Genomic DNA, 19,613 nt, shown 5'->3' with positions numbered 1-19,613 from the left:
TGATATGTCCATGGATTTTTGGTTAATACTTTCTGTGATGACATAAAACAGGGGGTATAGGAATGGGACATAACTCAGAGCGTAAAAGAATACTGATCACAGGGGCCGCAGGTAAAATTGGAAGCTGCCTCGCTGCAGGTTTACGAGAGACGGGCAAATACGAAGTGATCGCAACAGATCTGATTGGGGACGAAAAGAAGAAGATACAACCACTCGATGTTACCAATTCAGACCAGCTACTGGAACTTACCAAGGGAGTCGACACGATCCTCCATATAGGATGGGCTAAAGATGAGGAAGACTTCCTTGGCAAAGTACTGCCGATCAATGTAACGGGAGCGTATTACTTATATGAAGCAGCAAGATGTAACGGGGTAAAGCGGGTTATTTTTTCAAGTTCAAACCACGCCACGGGATTTTATAAAGTAGGGGAAGAAGTCGATGCGAATGACCCCTATCGTCCCGATAGTTTTTATGGACTGAGCAAGTGTTATATCGAACTTCTTGGCAGACTGTATTCGGACAAACATGGAATTTCTTCTATTAACATCCGAATTGGTAATTTCCCGGGTGATAACAAACCGCATTCCGAGCGTGCAGCGCATATATGGATCTCCGAGCGAGATTTAGTACAGCTTGCAGATAAATGCATAGAAGCACCAGAGATACATAAATTCTTAAGTCTATATGGCACTTCTGCCAACACAGATAACTACTATGATATTCGTTACCTTAAACAGCTGATCGGATATGAACCTCAAGATGATGCAGCAGAACTCATGGAACAGTTCGAGCGCCAGGGACAACAGGTAAAGCAAGATGAGACAGAGTATCAGGGCGGCAATATATAAAAAGGCATCTGGCTTCCCAGAATCTAAAAGAAGAAGACGAAACAGCAAATACGCTGATTTCGTCTTTTTTATTCATTTTACAGATTTAAATTGGTTGAATATGGTAAATATAAAACGCATTTATTAATTTTCGACGAAAGTGTATAGTAAAAGAAAGAAGAGAATCGGAGTTCAGAGGGGGTCAAGGGATGAGATCATTGTGCAAAGTTCTTATCGTCGATGACGAGATGCTGGTTAGACAGGGGATCAAACATCTTCTGGACTGGGAACAAGCTGGCTATTATATTGTTGGGGAAGCTTCTAATGGTTTGGAAGCGCTAGAATTGGTAGAAGAGTTACAACCTCACATTGTGATTACAGATATCGTGATGCCTATTATGGATGGCGAGAAGTTGGTAAGGTTGGTAAAAGAGCGCTATCCTGCTATCGAGGTTATCGTGCTGAGCAGCTTCAGCGAATTCGATTATGTGCGTTCTACGTTTCAGAACGGAGTCGCTGACTATATATTAAAACCTAAACTCGAGGCGGAATATCTGCTCTCTATTTTACACAAAACAGCAGCCAAAATAGAAGGACTTGGCATACCGGTAAAAGAAGAACGATCGGAAGAGACACAGATCGCGCAAGCAATCGATAAGATGATTTCCGGTTATGAGGCAGAGATAACAACCGAAATCATCCGCCGCCGGTTTCCTTATCCTAAGTTTCTTCTACTGGGTGCAGATTTGAATCCCGTAAAAGATAAATTAGAGAAGAGTCAGATCGAAAAAAGTGTGAGTCAGTGTCTTCATCATTTACGATCAGGGCAAGCAGAGTATATGAAGCTAGAATCTGTTCCAGGCACGCTGCTCTATTTACTCAATGCGAATGATCCCTGGTCCGAACGTATAGAGCAACTGATACAGAATCTTTCCCGTATTCCTCAGCAGCGTGAGCAAGCAGAGAGGCTGCATTTTATTATTAGTAATCGATTTGAAGATTTTTGCCAATTGGGCAACGTCTACAGTAAACAATATGAGAGATTGAAACGTTACTCGTTTTATTTACCGACGTATCCGGTTCTTGAAGCAGACCATTTACCTGCCTTACCGGCTAGGACGTCAGCGATAGATATGGCGGAACTGATTGAAGGATTAAAACGTAAACAATTCCAAAAATCCTTTTCATTTTTCCTTGAACATATCCATGCGAAATCTTTAGATTATGAGACAGATATATTTGAATTCAAATCTCTGCTTGGTAATTTTATATTTAATGTTACCAACACACTAAGTAAGCTGAAATTTGAAACCGAGCCACTCGAAAAGAGAAAATATGATTATTTCAGACAAATTGATCAGGCCGTGTACGCACGTGATGCGATTCAGTTCATCGAGGAATTTATCCAAGAAGCGGAGAGCATTACGAGAGAGACGGACACTTCAACGAATCCAAGTTTTTATCGTCTGCTAAACTATATACAGGAGCATTATGCCGAGCCAATTACCCTAACGGAAGTGGCGAAGAAGTTTCATTTTAACGCATCTTATTTATCGAGTTATTTCTCTGCCAACAATAATGAAGGTTTCAGTGAATATGTAAACAAGGTGCGAGTTGAGAAAGCAAAAGAAATGCTGGTAGCAACAGAAGAGACAATCTCTGAAATTAGTGACCGTGTAGGTTACTCTGATCAGAGTTATTTTACAAAAGTTTTTAAAAAGATGACCGGGGTATCACCAAGTCAGTATCGAAAAGAACAGGTGCAGGAGAACCAGAACATATGATGATGGGGGAGCTTGCAAATTTGAACAAAAGAAGTCTGTTTGTGAAGTTGTTTTTAGTCACCTTAATCAGTATTATTACGGTCTCGTTGTTATCTGTAGCGATTACGATTCGCATGTCTGAGAATTTATTCCTCAAGACCTTCAGTATTACGAATGAAAAGTTACTGGGACAGGTTAAATCAGATCTTGAAGCATACAATAATGCGGTTGCAACGAGTGCTACCTTAATTGCGCAAAGCGGAGGAGTCCGTAAATACCTGTCGAGCAGTGAGACGGATTCCGTGTCGTTATCCATGCAGACCTATGCAATGACGCAGCGGATTAAGACGATTATAACGAACCTAAGTGCTTATGATGTAGGTGTGACACTCGTTGGAGCCAACGGGCGAAGTTATACAACAGATCCTTGGTACTGGTCGGTTACGGTAGATGAATTAAACAATCATGAGATAACAAAACAGACAAAAGCAAATCCGCGGGAGATTCTGTATCAGCTTTATTATGATCGAGATCAGCCGGGTACAGAACAAAAACCTGTGCTGGTTGCCTCAAAAGCTTTATATGAACAGTATACTGGGAATATTTATGGAACACTGTATATCACGTTTCGTGACCAGGATTTCCAGTCTTTTTATGAGAATTTCACAAGTGAAGGCAATGATGTGCTGCTGATGAGTTCACAGGGACAGATTATCTCCAGTAATCGAAGTGAGCTGATCGGTAAGCATGTTCCTTCTCTGTTGCACGCTGTAGATACACAAGAGAAGAGTGGACTCGGCAGTACAAGCCTTTCTTTTGAGGGAAGCGAGATGACGGTATTATCAGAGTATTTACCGGAATTTGATTTTTATCTGGTGAACCTTTTAGACCGAGAAACAGCGATGGGGAATATGGTCAATGTAAAAACAATTACACTCATGATCATGTCCGTTGTTCTACTGTCACTAATTGTTGTCTATCTCATTACAAGAAAAATGACGAAGTCCATGAGAGGACTTGTCCGTCATATGTCACAGATTCCAACGAGTGGATTTAATCAGCGCGTTGATGTATCCAAAAGCGGATATGAGGTGGAGGAGCTGGGCAATGCGTTCAACTATGTACTCGACGAATTAAATGTGTATGTAGATCGATTGGTAGAGACTCAGAAAGAGCAGCGGAAAGCCGAACTTGCCGCGCTCCAAATGCAGATTAATCCTCATTTTCTATATAATACACTGGCTTCTGTTAAGTTTCTCGTACAACAAGGAAACAAAGAAAAAGCTGCCGAAACGATCAATGCCTTAATTACCTTGCTGCAAAATACCGTCAGCAACGTACAGAGTGCCGTTACCGTCCGCCAAGAGCTGGATACACTAAAGAATTATGTGTTTATCAATCATGTAAGATATGGCGATAGAATTCGAGTCAATTATTTCATAGAACCAGAGAGTATGGACTACCAAATTCCTAAACTTATTTTGCAGCCGTTTATTGAAAATGCGTTTTTTCATGCTTTCAACCATAAAGAAGAGGGAACGATTCTGATTATGATTTCGGTTCAGGATGATCATTTGGTCTGTGAAGTAAATGACAACGGAGATGGGATGGACATAGATTCAGCTGAAACGGCGGAAGGAAAAACATTACCGAAGACAAAGAGGAATCGAAAGTTATTCTCGGGTATCGGGATACAGAATGTGGATCATAGGCTCAGATTCATGTATGGAGACAGCTATGGAGTTGATATTAGCAGTGTAATTGGTGAGGGTACTCGGATCAAAATCACGATACCTCTACAAAAACAGGAGGAGCAAGACGAGAAAAGCAGTTGAACAATAAAGGATAAAAAAGTTGAATCAAATTCAAAAATATAGGATTAATCTAAATAAAGAACCAAAACCTAAATATAGTACATGAGTATAGCGGTGAATTGAACAAGGTAACTAAGAAAAGCACCAAAGCTAACAAAGATAGTTCTAAAGAAACCGCATACATGAATGATAAGATGGAAGCATAGAAAGTAAACGCTTCCATCTTATTTTATTTTAAATCCATATTTATTACAGCCTTGAGGGGGTTATTTCATTGAGAAACAAATTACCAAAAGTACTTTCAGTCCTGTTAGCTAGTGCGGTCGTTCTATCTGCTTGTTCTACGGGTTCAGGTGGAGAATCTAGTGAAGGATCTAGTGCAGATACGAAAGAGATTACAGTCTGGGCATGGGACCCAGCGTTTAACATTGCAGCAATGAATAAAGCGAAAGAGGCTTATGCGGAAACAAATCCTGATCTTAAGATTAATGTTGTAGAGAACGCACAAGCAGATATCGTGCAGAAGCTGAACACAGGCCTTAACTCTGGATCTACAAAAGGTCTTCCGAACATTGTGCTGATTGAGGATTACCGGGCACAAAGTTTCCTACAATCGTATCCGGATTCTTTCTTTGAACTGACAGATGTCATTGATGTAGCCAATTTTGCGGATTATAAAGTGGGACCTACTAGCGTAGATGGCAAACAATATGGAGTTCCTTTTGATTCTGGAGCTACTGGATTGTATATCAGAACAGACTACTTGGAGGAAGCAGGGTACACGCTTGACGACCTGCAAGATATTGATTGGGATAAGTATATTGAAATCGGTAAAGACATTAAAGAAAAAACAGGAAAATTGATGCTGACACAAGATCCGAATGACCTCGGAATCATTCGTATGATGGTTCAATCTGCGGGTTCTTGGTATACCACCGAAGATGGTGAAACGCCAAACATTGCGAATAACGAAGCAATGAAAGTAGCATTTGAAACCTACAAAAAGTTGATGGACTCGGGTATCGTCAAAGTCGTTTCTGACTGGAGTCAAGGGGTTGGGGCTCTTAACGGCGGTGATGTTGCATCTACTCCTTCAGGTAACTGGATTACTCCATCGATCAAAGCAGAGGCTTCTCAGTCCGGAAAATGGGCAGTAGTTCCAACGCCGAAACTGCCTGGTGTAGAAGGTGCTGTGAATGCTTCAAACCTTGGCGGCAGCTCTTGGTATGTAATGAACGTAGACGGTAAAGAAGCAGCGGCAGAATTCTTGGCTGCAACTTTCGGTACCAACGTAGATCTGTATCAAACATTGAATACAGAAGTGGGTGTAATCGGTACGTTCAAAGCGGCTTCCGAGGGTGAAGCTTATAAAGCAGAAGATGAGTATTTCCAAGGACAAAAAGTGGTATCTGACTTCGCTGCTTGGACAGAACAAATTCCTAACGTGAATTATGGTCTAAATACGTACGCAGTCGAGGATATCTTGGTTGTTGCAATGCAAAACTATCTAGGCGGCAAAGATATTGATTCCGTACTTAAGGATGCGCAGTCTCAAGCAGACACTCAAATTCGTTAATTCATGAATGAATACGGGCCCTTGTTCCTTCTGCTTCTCCTTTAGAGAAAACCTCTATGGATGGAGGGAAAGGGCAAGGGTCCTTTTTATGAAGAAAAAAGAGAGAGAAACAAAAAAACATACTTTAGAAAACAGTTGAGAAGGGTGTGGAGTGGTGTGAAAACTGCGAAGACCGCGGCGAGTACCGGAAGTCCTAAAGGCATGGGCAGTCAGAGACGTATCAATATAACAGGCTGGTTATTTATTCTCGTACCGGTTCTTGCAATCAGTTTGTTCTATTTTTATCCAATGATTCAGGCGCTGATCCTTTCCTTTAAATCAGGCCGGGGGATGAATCTTGATTTTGTTGGATTCGATAACTATATTCGCTTGTTCCAGGACAGCAACTTTATTACTGCAGTAAAAAATACGTTTATTTATCTCATCATACAAGTTCCTGTCATGCTGGTCCTTGCGATCTTTATTGCCGTTCTACTTAATGATGATAACTTGAAATTTAAAGGGTTCTTTAGAACCGCCATTTTCTTACCTACCGTTACTTCCCTTGTAGCATACTCCGTTGTATTTAAATACATGTTTGGCGGAGACGGTATTGTGAACAAGATGCTCATGAATTTCCATCTTATATCAGAACCGATTCAATGGATTTCTGATCCGTTCTGGGCAAAAGTAACCATTATTATTGCGATTACTTGGCGTTTTACAGGTTATAACATGATTTTCTATCTTTCTTCTTTGCAAAATATCGACAAATCCGTATATGAAGCAGCTCGTATTGACGGCGCAAATGCGTTTACTCAATTCTTTAAAATTACGATTCCTCTTCTAAAACCGATGATCTTATTTACGACGATTACATCGACGATTGGTACCCTGCAGTTATTTGATGAAGTTGTAAACATCACGAAAGGCGGACCAGGTAACTCAACCATGTCGATTTCACAGTATATTTATAACTTATCATTTGAGTACACACCAGACTTTGGATATGCAGCAACTGTTTCTTACTCGATCGTAGTGATGGTCATCATCCTGACACTCATTCAGAACAAAATTGGGGGCGATAAAAAATGAGTAAACCGAAGAAATTTTTTACGTATGCATTTCTTATCCTTGCTACCCTGATTTCGATCTTTCCATTCTTGTGGATGATCACAAGTTCAACGAATATGTCAGTAGACGTTACAAAGGGAAGACTTCTTCCGGGATCACATCTTTTCGATAATGTAAGGAACCTATTTAACAGTGTAGATATGTGGCAGGCACTTTGGAACTCAGCCAAAATATCGATTGTGACAACGATTCTTTCTTTGCTCGTTGCATCTGCAGCAGGTTACGGATTCGAGATTTATCGCAGCCGTGCGAAAGATATTGTGTTCAACATTTTGCTGGCATCCATGATGATTCCTTTTGCAGCTATTATGGTGCCGCTGTATCAAATGTTTGCAAAAGTATCGAGTGTCATTCCGTTCCTTGGGATCGACACTGCATCGGCAGTTATTTTACCAACATTTACTACCGCATTCTTGATCTTTTTCTTCCGTCAAAGCTCCAAGATGTTCCCTAAAGATTTACTGGAAGCAGGGCGGATGGATGGTCTGACTGAAATTGGACTCTTCTTTAAGATTTACATGCCGACAATGAAATCGACGTATGCAGCAGCTGCCATCATTACATTCCTTAGCAGCTGGAACAACTATCTGTGGCCGCTCATCGTCTTGCAGTCGCCTGAGAATATGACAGTGCCGCTCTTGATTTCTAACCTTGGTTCAGGATATGCACCGGATTACGGAATGATTATGTCTGCGATTGTCATTACTACGCTGCCAACTGCACTTGTATTCTTTGTCATGCAAAAACACTTCGTAGCAGGAATGACAGGGTCCGTTAAGTAATTTAAATAGGTATCGAATCTGTTGCATGCATTATGAAATGGATTCAAGCTTGATAGGAAAGGCTGTCTTGGCATCAGTTGAGAGCAAGTAAAGACTGATGTCAGGCAGTCCTTTCCCATATAGAAATGGAGGATGTATGATGAAACAAGTAATGGAGCAAAAAGTAAATCCGAGCACAACATGGTTGTCTGATGTAAGCGTATTCGCTGTAGGCAGAGTGCCTGCGCATTCCGATCATAAGTATTATGCTACAGCCGAAGAGGCGCAGCAGCGTGGAGAGATGCCGCTTCGACATAGTCTGAACGGAAGCTGGAAATTTAGTTATGCTGCTTCGCCGGCAGCACGCCAAGCGGACTTTTATAAGAAAGAAGTATCTTGCCGGGGCTGGGCTCAGATTGAAGTTCCTGGACATATTCAGTTGCAAGGGTACGGAAACCCGCAGTATGTAAATACGATGTATCCATGGGATGGACATGAGAACCTTAGGCCGCCTATGGTTTCAGAAGACCATAATCCGGTTGGCAGCTATGTAAAATATTTTGACGTACCTGAAGGATGGGAAGGCCGTCCGCTCTATGTTTCTTTTCAAGGTGTTGAATCGGCTTTCTATGTATGGCTGAATGGAGAGTTTGTCGGTTACAGTGAAGACAGCTTTACGCCAAGTGAGTTTGATCTTACTCCCTATATAACGGACGGAGAGAACAAGCTGGCTGTTGAGGTGTATCAACGCAGCACAGGCAGCTGGCTGGAGGATCAAGACTTCTGGCGCTTCTCAGGGATCTTCCGGGAAGTATATCTGTACACCATTCCAGAAGTGCATGTTCAAGATTTATTTGTAAAGACAGATCTGGATGAGAAGTATGAAGCAGGTACACTTCTTACGGATCTGCAACTGACAGGCAAGTCAGCATCAAAAGTGGAACTTGTACTAAAAGATGCGGAAAATAAAGTGATTGCGGAGCAGACTGTAGTATCTCCCGAAGACAATCTCTCGGTTCGTCTGGCAGCCGGAAATGTAAATCTATGGAGCGCAGAAGCACCGTACTTATATACTCTTTATATTTCTTTATACAATGAGGCAGGAGAACTTGTCGAAGTGGTACCTCAAAAAGTAGGCTTCCGTAAATTTGAGATGATAGACAAAGTGATGCATCTAAACGGGAAACGTATTGTCTTCAAAGGGGTAAACCGACATGAATTCAATGTTCGTCAAGGACGGAATATAACAAAAGAAGATATGCTATGGGATATCAAAGCAATCAAGCAGGGGAATATGAACGCGGTTCGTACCTCCCACTACCCGAACCAGACGCTCTGGTATGAACTTTGTGATGAGTATGGTGTATATGTCATTGATGAAATGAATCTGGAAACCCATGGATCATGGCAGAAGATGGGCGCAGTTGAGCCATCATGGAACGTGCCTGGAAACAACATGGAATGGCAGGATATTGTAATGGATCGTGCGATTTCGATGGTAGAGCGGGATAAAAACCATCCTTCCATCCTCATATGGTCTTGTGGTAATGAATCCTATGCTGGGGACGTCATCCTGAATGTATCCGATTATTTCCGGGAGAAAGACAGCACTCGTCTCGTACATTATGAAGGAGTATTCTACGACCGGAATTATGACAGAACGAGTGACATGGAGAGCCGGATGTATGCGAAGGTAGCAGATATTGAAGAGTATCTAAATGACAATCCAGGTAAACCGTATATCAGCTGTGAATATATGCACGCGATGGGGAACTCGTTAGGCGGTATCCATAAATACACGGAACTTGAACAGAAGTATCCAATGTATCAAGGTGGTTTTATCTGGGACTACATGGATCAGGTTTTAATTAAAAAAGATCGTTATGGCAAGGAATTTATGGCCTACGGCGGTGACTTTGACGATCGTTCTACGGATTACAACTTCTCCGGTAACGGGATTGTATATGCAGACCGCCGTTGGTCTCCAAAGATGCAGGAAGTGAAATTCGTGTATCAGAATGTGAAGCTTACGCCAAGCCTTACGGGAGTTACCATTCGAAATGAGAATCTTTTTGTCAGTACGGATGCTTATGAACTCGTATACACGCTGAACAAAGAAGGAAAGCAGTTGTTCACAGGAAGAATGGATGTTCATGTAGCTGCGGGAGAAGAGAAGGAGATTGCGTATACTTTGCCAGAGGTGAGTGGTCAGCCTGGCGAGTATAGCGTAGATTGCTCCCTCGTGCTCAAGGAAGAAACCTTATGGGCTGAAGCAGGGTATGAAGTGTGCTTTGGACAGCATGTGTTCCTTGTGGAAGAAGCTAAAGGAGATATTTCTGCAAAAGGCTCCGCGCTATCAAATGATTTCCGCGTGGTCGAAGGGGATGTGAATATCGGCGTACACGGCCGTGACTTCTCGATCATGTTCTCTAAACAGGCCGGAACGCTCATCTCGGTGAACTACGGAGGTCGTGAGATGATCTCGGCACCGCCAGCTCCGCTCTTCTGGAGAGCGATGACGGATAACGATAAAGGAGCAGGGTTCCATTTTGATTCTTCCGCTTGGTATGCAGCAAGTCTTACTCGCCGAACACTAAGCTGGGAACTAGCAGAATCAGAAGGACAAGCAACGATCACGTATACCTATAAGCTGAGTGTTCATGAGGATGTAAGGGTGAAGGTGGCCTATACCGTATTTACAGACGGAAGTATTCAGGTTGATTCCTCGTATAAAGGGGTGTCTGGATTACCGAAGTTCCCGATCTTCGCCTTGTCCTTTAAAGTGCCAGCAGATTATGCGAACCTGGATTGGTATGCAAAAGGACCAGAGGAGAACTATGCAGACCGTGCGGAGGGAGCAAGACTTACACGTTTCAAAAACCGTGCTGAAGATAATGTATCTGCTTATCTCGTTCCGCAGGAATCGGGTAATCGTACGGGAGTTCGTGAGGTTGCAATCACGAATGACACCGGAAAAGGAATTCTGATTACTGCTCCGGCATCGCAGCCAGTAGAAGCAGTAATATCGCCGTACACGGCGTTTGAACTGGAACAAGCAACTCATCATTATGAACTGCCAAATGTGCATCATACCGTAGTCACGATTGCTGGCTGCCAAATGGGTGTTGGCGGAGATGACAGCTGGGGAGCGCCTGTACTAGACGAATTTACAATTGATCCATCAGGCGAATTGTCCTTCCAATTTACAATTCGAAATCAGGGTTAATTCATTAAGTGACGGTGTTTTAGTATAAGCAAAAAGAGCCTTTCTCGGGAGAAGAGAAAGGCTCTTTTTTTGATTGCTGTATTTTTGAGATGAATTAAGTAAACATCCAGTGCAGTGCTTCTATCAATTGTTTCGCAAAGAAGACATCATCATGAGTTCCGCCTTCTACGAGTACGAATTTCAGTTGCTCCGGGGTCATCCCTTTCTCCAATAACCGTTCATGGGCTCTTAGGGTGTATGGGACCATATGACGCTGAATATTTTCTTTATACACTCCTTCAAGACTTCCAACAGATAGGAACAGTTTACCGCCATGATGTAAAGGGAGCGGGTTAGTCTCTATAAAAGGCAACATGCCTTCATACCAGAAGGAAGCCGATAAAGCTCCTATTTTGCCGAATACATCAGGCCGCAGATAGCCGGCATAGAGAGAAACTAGGCCGCCGAGAGAGGCGCCGATGATTCCGGTGTGTTCTGGGTCTGCCAGCGTACGATAAGTTTTATCAATATGCGGTTTCAAAACATCGGTGATGTAAGCGACATATTCAGCACCTTTACCACCAAAACCAGGATGATCTGCTCCACGAAGAGAAGCGGCGGGCCAAGGGGTGTATTCATGAATTCGGTTGTTTGGTTCAACCCCAACGATAATGAGTTCGGGCAGTTCCTTTACTCGAAATTTATGACTCAGTAGATTAAATACTTGGCTAACGAGATCTATTCCGTCTTGAAGATAAACGACAGGAAATCTGACGGAATTCTCAGTCTCATTATAGGAAGGCGGGAGATAGATGGAAATCTGTTTATCTAAAACGACTTCTTGCTGATACATATTTCTCATGAACGAAACTCCTTATCTATATGAGTACAATAGAGAACGGGTAATATGGCTCTGTACTCTAGCATAAGAAAAATAAATAAGGCCATCCATGGACAAAATCCGGATTAATCTTTTCTAATCATAAATGGTTCGCTGATGAGAACAACTTCCTCCTCATTCTTCATGTCCTCTGTATTAACAAGTGATACTTCCTTCGTCAAACGATATCTTCCGACGGGCAATTTCTCTGTGATATAAGCATCGAGTTCCACTTTTTTATTCGTTTCCAGTCCATATAGAGGTTCCTTGTAGTTAAGATCAACATGCACTTCTGTCCATACTCCATCGATGTCCGCTTCGACTCCTGTAAATTCGCCATAGTGGAGCGTCATGTCTGTATTATTTTTTATACGAAATGAGACTGCATTGCCCAAGATGTATTCTTTCTCCGACAAACCGCACATTACGATTTCTGAACCTATGAGATTAAGTTTAATATCTTCTCTTTCTGAACGAGTAAGTGTAGATGGCTCACCAAGACTGACTCCTTCTGCTTCTTCGATTCGATCTTTGAGGGAGGGGGTGGAAGACTCTTTTCCTTGCTGGAATACACTAGAGTTGATATCGGAACCCGTTGTAGATACGTCCTTTTGACAGGAGACAAGTAGGAGCATTACCCCGGTGACAAGCAGCAAATAAAGCAGCTGTTTTCTACGTTTTAAGATTCTATGATTATTCGGCATAGCGCATATCCTCCTTGAGTTGTATGTAAGTCTCATTTTTCTGCAAGGTATTCATGATTACGTCCTTCAAATTCGTCAGGTTCTGCTTATCTTTATCACATTCATTCCATTCATAGTGAAATGTACTGCTCTCATGGTAAAGGGTTAGTTTATAATTCTCATGCGGTTTTTTATTACATGTTACGGACTCCTCGACTTTGTCTTGCTCTCGCAGCAAGCCTTGACTGATCGCCTCTTCATAGATGAGAGACATGTCTTTTTCATTTAGCTGAAAATCACTGACGTGGGTAGTAATATCGCTGCTCACCTTTACGCGAAGTATCTGTTCTTTTGTATCGATCAGGATGTCGTTATTAACCCCAAATTCGAATCGAAGATGGAAACGATCCAGGCTGTTTATATCAGATGTTGGGGCAGAAAGGCACATAAATACAGATTTCTCTATATTCGTTGCCGAGTTAGGTTCGACTTTTGCGGCAGATTCATTTGAGGTACACCCGGTAATCGTGGCAAGTGCCAGGAAGACAAGCACAATTACCTTTGGTTTCGTCATGACAATCGCTCCCTCTCATCAACATCTATAATCTTTTGACGCAGTTGAGCTGGATAACGTTCCCTATTCTTAAAAAAGATAAAAAATACTTCAGCAACTTCCATCCTTAAGGTAAGATGAAAGCGTAAACAAAATTTCTTGAAGGTGGTTTGGTCCCCCATGGAAATGAGTAGAACGGATAAGGATAAAGAAAGTAGCCCCTATGTGGATCGGCAATATTTAAAAGGAGCTTTGTCAGCAAGGGTTGAAGAATTAGAGGCAGATTCAGCCGCTTTTGCTTTTGGGATCGCGAATTGGAGACAAAGATTAAGTCGCACCCAAGAAGAACCTCATTTCACTAAGGGCTGGGAGCAGATTAGATGGAAAGCTGCTCAGGCTTTAAATGAACCACTTCCGGAACTTTCTTTTGCGATCTTCAGGCAATTTGCTGATACGGGAGAGCGTAAAGCATATGAGGATGTTTATTTTGAACGGAGAGCGAGGTTGAATGCACTTGCTGTGGTAACTGCAGTCATCACAGAGAAGCAAGAGCACCAACAATATCTAGCTTCCTTAGAGAATGTGATCTGGGATATATGCGGAGAGTATACGTGGTGTTTAACCGCTCATCTGCCAAGGGAAGGAGACCCTTCTCAAGAGGTAGATTTGTTTGCAGCCGAGACAGCACAGACGCTTGCCGAAATCTATGCGATGCACCAAGAGGTACTGGATGTCAGGATTGCTGAGCGCATACGAACCGAGGTGAGAAGACGGGTGCTTACCCCGGTTTTTACTGAGAAAAGACCTTTCTTTTGGCGAAGTGCAGAGCATAACTGGTCGGCAGTATGTGCTGGCGGGAGCGGGATGGCTGCGCTTATTCTAATGAATGATCCGGAAGAGAAGGCAAGTGCGATGATGCAGACGCTGGAGTCTATGCAATCTTTTCTGAGCGGCTATGAAGCGGATGGAGGCTGTGCCGAAGGACTCGGTTACTGGGTATACGGATTTGGTTACTATACCTATTTTGCTGAGATGCTGAGAGAATATTCGCATAGGAAAATAGATCTGCTTGCAACAGAGCATGTGCGGTCAATCGCTCGCTTTCCCTCATCTATCCATCTTTCGGATGGAGTGTATGTTAATTTTTCGGATAGCAGTGAGCGGGAGGTGCTTCCGTCAGGACTTCTGAACCGAATCGCAGAGCGAACGGGATGCATTCATGATATTCCTTTTATTATTCCTGGTATGCTGGATGACCCTGTGAGAAGATGGGCGCACCTGATTCGTAACTTCCTATGGAGTAATACAGACCAACATATGGAAAAAGATGAGAGCGAAAATGAAAATGAAAATCAACACCACATGGCAGCCTCATCTAACAGTACTGAGCGAGCTGGTCTTAGGACATCTGTATTTCCGAACCTCAGTTGGTGGGTGAGCAGAGGGCAGTCGAGTGGTTTCGCATTAAAAGGTGGTCATAATGGGGAACCACATAATCACAATGATCTAGGACAGTTTATTATTCATGGCGGTGGGGAAAATCTTCTCTGCGATTTAGGCGCAGGGATGTATTCCAAAGCTTATTTTCAAGAAGGCAGAGAGTCGATTATTAATATCTCTTCGGGCGGTCATAGTGTGCCTGTAATCGGTGGACATATGCAAAAGTCAGGTCCTTCGTATTCGGCAAAGGTTCTAAAGACAAAGAGCAGCGAGAAGGAACTTCAGGTAGTACTTGATCTAACGAAAGCTTATGGTGAAGCTCCCATTCACTGCTTTACCCGCTCTGTTCTCTTCCAATGTCCCGAAGGTGAGAAGCGATCTTTATTACAACTGGAAGATGTGTTCGAGTGGAAGGGGGTAGCAGAGTCTATAGAGGAAAGGCTGATTAGCCGAATCGAACCTATTCTCGAGCAAGACACGGTGATATGGAACGGCAGCAGAGCAAGGCTGATCCTCCGCTATGATTCAGCCCTGTGGGCAGCATCATGTATAGCAACAGCACACTTCACTCATGAAGGAGAACCATACACTTTTTATACGACTTCACTTGTAAACAAGGAGCAAGAGGGCAAACAAACCAAATGCCGGCTTCAGTTTGAGATAGATGATATTGCTTCAAAGAGCAGTCATGAGATTGAGATACCAATCAAATGAAATTTGGAGGGATGGAATGCGGAAAGTTGACCTGTTTATCTTGCTGCTTCTAGTAGTTAACTCCCTTTTTATAGTCGCGAATATCGCTTTAGCTCAAAATTATTCTGTCAGTCTCATTACTAACAGTGAAGGCATAGGAATATCAAATTCAATTGCGTCCTTCTTAATAGCAGAGGATGGTTGGTCAGTAGAGTCGTTTAAACAGGTATATCATTCATCAGCCATTCTTGTGATCCTGACTTCGCTGCTCACATTCATTCTCATCATCTACCGCTTTGCCACTTCTAGAAAATGATCCTTGAGAGTAATAAAAAACAGACCTTATCTCATCAGATAAGGTCTGTTTAAAACGGGGTTATACCTTATATAATTACAGATTCTCTGTTGAATTTCTTGGCTACCTCAATGTTTTTCATTTTGTTGTCCCAGCAAGCCTGACTCAAATTCACAGGATATTCGGCTGGATATAAGGAACGTTTGTATTCTTCCCATAGAAGATCAAGCTGTTGTTTTGCAAAAAGTTGGATTTCTTGAACCTTTGGACATTCATACACAAGTTTGCCATTCTCGAAAATCACTTCGTGCAAATCGATCGCCGTGAAATTTTTGACTTCTTTCCTAATGTACGTATGCACGGGATGGAACATATGAAGTTCGGATTCTTTTTCCGGTTGTTCATAGGCAAGGGCAATATAATCGCCTTCCGATTTTTTCGTATAGTTGTTAATAATGCGGTACACCTTTTTTATTCCTGGTGTGGTGACTTTTTCATGACTTGCAGAAATTTTGATGGTATCTCTCATCTGTCCATGTTCATCTTCAATGGAGACTAGTTTATACACAGCTCCTAAGGCAGGTTGGTCAAAGGCAGTTATACCTTTCGTTCCAACTCCCCATACATCAATTTTTGCTCCTTGAGCTTTTAAATTCATGATTGTGTATTCATCGAGATCATTTGAAGCATAGATTTTCGTATCAATAAATCCTGCTTGGTCTAACAATTTCCTTGCCTCTTTGGAGAGGTAACCGAGATCCCCGCTATCTATACGAATACCGGCAAAATTGATCTTGTTACCTAATTCTTTTGCCACTTTTATTGCCGTCGGAACACCTGAGTTTAGCGTGTCGTACGTATCCACTAGAAATACGCAATCCTTGTGACGTTTAGCGTATTTATGGAAAGCGATATATTCATCTCCATATGCTTGGACAAAGGAATGGGCATGGGTTCCTGAGACAGGCAGACCAAATAACTTACCTGCTCGAACATTGCTTGTACTAGAGAACCCGCCAATATAGGCAGCTCTCGTACCCCATAGGGCAGCATCAAATTCATGGGCACGTCTAGTACCTAATTCGGAGATGGGCTGGTCACCCGCAACTTGTTTGATTCGGGATGCTTTGGTTGCAATGAGTGTTTGATAGTTCACAATATTTAATAAGGCCGACTCCATAAGTTGTGCTTCTATTAAAGGTGCTTCGATACGGAGGATTGGAGAATTTCCAAAGATAACCTCTCCTTCTCTCATGGCACGAATGGTTCCTGTAAAACGTATTGTTCTCAAAAAGTCAATAAAGTCTTCTTGATATCCAAGTTCTTTTAAATAATCCAAGTCAATTTCAGTAAAACGAAATGCTTGTATATATTCTATAATTCTTTCTAATCCAGCAAAAATTGCATAACCGTTTCCAAATGGCAATTTCCGAAAATATAAATCAAACACCGCTTTTTTGGTATGAATATTATCTGCCCAATAAGATTCAGCCATATTGATTTGGTACAGGTCCGTGTGTAGGGCGAAGCTATCGTCCACATCATTCTTCATCATTATTACCTCCTAACCTAACAAAATACGGTCAGGTTTGTTCATTATACAGCGTTTTTTAAGACATTAAATTTTAGTTTCTTTACTTTGACGTAAGAGATATTTAGCAAACTCAACGAGTCGGCGTGCTTCTTCCGTCCGAAGAAAATTCACATCCAAACCGTTTGGACCTAAACGAAAACGATCCAGTGCATCGGCATCCTTGAAAATTTGATAGAGCAGTTTAGCCTTTTCATGATCATTAGAGGAAATCTCAATCTCTGACAAACCAAGTGAATCATGTTGGTCATGGTAATAGATCATAAAATATGTTTTTTCATCATAGGGTAATTCGCTTGCCTCACAATAGTCTTTGTAATACGCTGCTCCCCGGCTACCATGCCCTTGATCAATACCATCATCCAAGCGACGAGTGTCATGGAATACAGCCGCCATACCGAGGGAATCTAGTCCTTCATCTCGAATTCCTTTTTGGTGCCCGATGATAAGAGCAAGTAACAGCACACGTGCACTGTGCGTTTTCGTATGCCATTCACTATCTGGCAGCCAAAACTCGACTTTTTCCTCCATGAATGTATACCATCGTTCGTAATATTCTTTAATTGGATGGAAAATTGGCTCGTTTACTACGTTTGCTAACAGCATAATTACTCTCCCATCTATAGGTTTATTTCAGCTGAACTAATTGCGCTAATACGGCAGAAATATCACCATCAATTCCAATTGATTTGGAGGCAATTTCTTGCGGAATATAAATTTCTCCTTTATTCAGCGTAATATATGTCGCGTGTTCCTCGTTGTTCGTAATATTCATAAATGGTGCTTTAATCAACTGGTTTCTATAACCTACACCTAGTTCCAGCAACACTAATTTTTTACCATGAGCGGTCTTAATAAAATTCTGATACGCATCATAGCTCGCTTGCCAAGATGGATCTCTTAAGAAATTACGGTCAACTTCTACATGCATTTGCATCGGACCGCCACATTTTGGACACTGTGGAATCAGGTCGGAAGGTACTTTTCCATTTTGCTGTTTTTGTGCCATTTCACGTAATACGTGATCACCTGAATAAATATCATCATGACAGCTGTTAGAACACTGTAACTTACGACAATTCCCTTCAAATTCGAAAAGACGTTCTTTTGAAAAACCTGCCAATTCAAAGTGGGCATCCGTATTCGATGTAATAACAAAATAATTTTTATCTTTTACTAATTCATATAGGTTTTTCATTGTAGGACTAACTTCCTCGTTCTCTAAGAAGTACATGTACATCCGGCTAAAAAATGCCCACTTTTCTTCTTGAGAAGGGAAAGGATAAAAGGCGCCTTGCAGGATACTGCGAATGCCGTACTTCTCACGAAAATCACCAAAATTCTCTATAAATGCCGCATTCTCTGCGAAAATATTATAGCCACCTGAAATAGCAAGGCCGTTACTGGCACCAATGACAATGCTGTCAGCTTCTTCAATCTTTCTTAAAACTGCTGCATATGTTTCTTTCATAAGTTCCTCCAATTAAATTACTTGATTCTAGGTACGAAACCGTACTTATTCGATATTCCCTGCTCGTTTTTCTTGCTCTTTCACAGCCGTTTTCAATACTTGAGCAATGTCCTCATGAATCGCAAGTCCTTTATCCATCAGCTCTACGGGCAATATTGCATCGTTTGGATTAATCGTAATATAATAGGCATCCGGCCAGTGATATGTCATATTCCAGAATGGCTCTTTAATGAACATCGGAGTCATCTTTCCAACACCTAATTCTAGAAACAGTACCTTTTTATCTTTGTTTTTGATGAGAAATTCATTATATTTTTTAAGTTCGGTTCGATAAGCAGTACCTTCTAAAAATACATAGGAGCGAACCCATGGCTCCATATCGCCGCCGCATTTTGGACAAGTTGGAATCAACTCGGTAGGTATTCTTGTTCCTTCCATGTTTTCATACATTTTTTCAACCATATCTTTATTAAAATAAACTTGGTCATGACAACGATCGTTACATTGAAAATAACGGGAATCCCCTTGAATCGGTGCAACTTTATCTTGAGGGAAAACCTTAGAAAACTGTGCATCTTGATTCGTTGTCACAATGAAATAATTTTTGCCTTTAAGCAATTTTTCTAAATCAAGGTAGGGCTGACCAGCTTCAAGCTCATGTACACCCTTCTGATATAATGTAGCCAGGTAAGCCCAGCGTTCCTCTTTTGTTGGAAAAGGATGATAAAATCCATAGAATAAATTTTCAATTCCATATTTTTCGGCAAATTTTCTAAAATGCTTATTGAATAACTCTCCGGTCTGATAGTAGCTGTATCCAGCAGCTTCCGACATACCAGCAGCTCCGCCAACCACGATCACATCCGCTTCTTCCATTTTCTGAAGTAATATATCTATATTGTTCTGTTGTAATAACATAATTTAATTTGTCCTCCTAATAGGGTT

Annotated in this window: 16 protein-coding genes; 9 read left to right on the top strand and 7 right to left on the bottom strand. The window is 41.8% G+C overall.

The window, feature by feature from the left end; translation table 11 throughout:
* Nucleotides 1-62 precede the first annotated feature (62 nt).
* From KJS58_RS14030 to lacZ, 7 genes are all read left to right on the top strand, one after another.
* A complete protein-coding gene (locus KJS58_RS14030) occupies nt 63-851 on the top strand; it encodes an NAD-dependent epimerase/dehydratase family protein (protein ID WP_213533163.1) in 789 nt (262 codons plus the stop codon).
* Nucleotides 852-1,039: 188 nt separating this feature from the next.
* Nucleotides 1,040-2,614, top strand: coding sequence for a response regulator transcription factor (locus tag KJS58_RS14025; RefSeq protein WP_213533161.1), 1,575 nt, complete (start codon nt 1,040-1,042; stop codon nt 2,612-2,614).
* 20 nt (nt 2,615-2,634) lie between these two features.
* Nucleotides 2,635-4,428, top strand: coding sequence for a cache domain-containing sensor histidine kinase (locus tag KJS58_RS14020; RefSeq protein ID WP_249717304.1), 1,794 nt, complete (start codon nt 2,635-2,637; stop codon nt 4,426-4,428).
* A 253-nt stretch (nt 4,429-4,681) separates the two neighbouring features.
* Nucleotides 4,682-5,983: an ABC transporter substrate-binding protein gene (locus KJS58_RS14015; RefSeq protein WP_213533159.1), complete on the top strand. Its 1,302-nt coding sequence runs from the start codon at nt 4,682-4,684 to the stop codon at nt 5,981-5,983.
* 201 nt (nt 5,984-6,184) lie between these two features.
* A complete protein-coding gene (locus KJS58_RS14010; RefSeq protein WP_191800315.1) occupies nt 6,185-7,057 on the top strand; it encodes a carbohydrate ABC transporter permease in 873 nt (290 codons plus the stop codon).
* Nucleotides 7,054-7,878 (top strand): carbohydrate ABC transporter permease, encoded by an 825-nt coding sequence (locus KJS58_RS14005; protein ID WP_213533158.1) that lies wholly within the window; start codon nt 7,054-7,056, stop codon nt 7,876-7,878. The genes KJS58_RS14010 and KJS58_RS14005 overlap by 4 nt, the downstream gene beginning before the upstream one ends.
* A 139-nt stretch (nt 7,879-8,017) precedes the next feature.
* Nucleotides 8,018-11,083 carry a beta-galactosidase, LacZ type gene (gene lacZ / locus KJS58_RS14000; protein WP_213533156.1) on the top strand — a complete coding sequence of 1,022 codons (3,066 nt, stop codon included), beginning with the start codon at nt 8,018-8,020 and terminating at the stop codon, nt 11,081-11,083.
* A 94-nt stretch (nt 11,084-11,177) separates the two neighbouring features.
* Here the strand turns inward: lacZ and KJS58_RS13995 are convergent, their stop codons facing one another.
* From KJS58_RS13995 to KJS58_RS13985, 3 genes are all read right to left on the bottom strand, one after another.
* Nucleotides 11,178-11,924 carry an alpha/beta hydrolase gene (locus KJS58_RS13995; protein WP_213533154.1) on the bottom strand — a complete coding sequence of 249 codons (747 nt, stop codon included), beginning with the start codon at nt 11,922-11,924 and terminating at the stop codon, nt 11,178-11,180.
* Nucleotides 11,925-12,028: 104 nt separating this feature from the next.
* Nucleotides 12,029-12,646: an immunoglobulin-like domain-containing protein gene (locus tag KJS58_RS13990; protein ID WP_213533152.1), complete on the bottom strand. Its 618-nt coding sequence runs from the start codon at nt 12,644-12,646 to the stop codon at nt 12,029-12,031.
* Entirely contained in the window at nt 12,636-13,199 is a 564-nt protein-coding gene (locus tag KJS58_RS13985) for a hypothetical protein (protein ID WP_213533150.1), read from the bottom strand. The genes KJS58_RS13990 and KJS58_RS13985 overlap by 11 nt, the downstream gene beginning before the upstream one ends.
* 159 nt (nt 13,200-13,358) lie before the next feature.
* On the opposite strand from KJS58_RS13985, the gene KJS58_RS13980 reads away from it, so the two are divergent.
* Nucleotides 13,359-15,332, top strand: coding sequence for a heparinase II/III family protein (locus tag KJS58_RS13980; protein WP_213533148.1), 1,974 nt, complete (start codon nt 13,359-13,361; stop codon nt 15,330-15,332).
* 16 nt (nt 15,333-15,348) lie between these two features.
* Nucleotides 15,349-15,627: a hypothetical protein gene (locus KJS58_RS13975; protein ID WP_213533146.1), complete on the top strand. Its 279-nt coding sequence runs from the start codon at nt 15,349-15,351 to the stop codon at nt 15,625-15,627.
* A 67-nt stretch (nt 15,628-15,694) separates the two neighbouring features.
* Here KJS58_RS13975 and KJS58_RS13970 read toward each other — a convergent pair whose 3' ends face one another.
* From KJS58_RS13970 to KJS58_RS13955, 4 genes are all read right to left on the bottom strand, one after another.
* The gene (locus KJS58_RS13970; RefSeq protein ID WP_213533144.1) at nt 15,695-17,161 is read right to left on the bottom strand and encodes a nicotinate phosphoribosyltransferase; all 1,467 of its coding nucleotides are present in this window, start codon (nt 17,159-17,161) and stop codon (nt 15,695-15,697) included.
* A gap of 63 nt (nt 17,162-17,224) precedes the next feature.
* The gene (locus tag KJS58_RS13965; protein ID WP_213533142.1) at nt 17,225-17,803 is read right to left on the bottom strand and encodes an HD domain-containing protein; all 579 of its coding nucleotides are present in this window, start codon (nt 17,801-17,803) and stop codon (nt 17,225-17,227) included.
* A gap of 22 nt (nt 17,804-17,825) precedes the next feature.
* Complete coding sequence (locus tag KJS58_RS13960; RefSeq protein ID WP_213533140.1) at nt 17,826-18,668, bottom strand: Sir2 family NAD-dependent protein deacetylase; 843 nt, start codon at nt 18,666-18,668, stop codon at nt 17,826-17,828.
* 45 nt (nt 18,669-18,713) lie between these two features.
* Nucleotides 18,714-19,586: an SIR2 family NAD-dependent protein deacylase gene (locus KJS58_RS13955; RefSeq protein WP_213533138.1), complete on the bottom strand. Its 873-nt coding sequence runs from the start codon at nt 19,584-19,586 to the stop codon at nt 18,714-18,716.
* Between the last annotated feature and the right edge of the window lie 27 nt (nt 19,587-19,613).

Source organism: Paenibacillus sp. J45TS6, assembly GCF_018403285.1.
Lineage (GTDB): Bacteria > Bacillota > Bacilli > Paenibacillales > Paenibacillaceae > Paenibacillus.
Note: the sequence above shows the minus strand (reverse complement) of the source record. Positions and strands in the feature narration are given on the sequence as shown.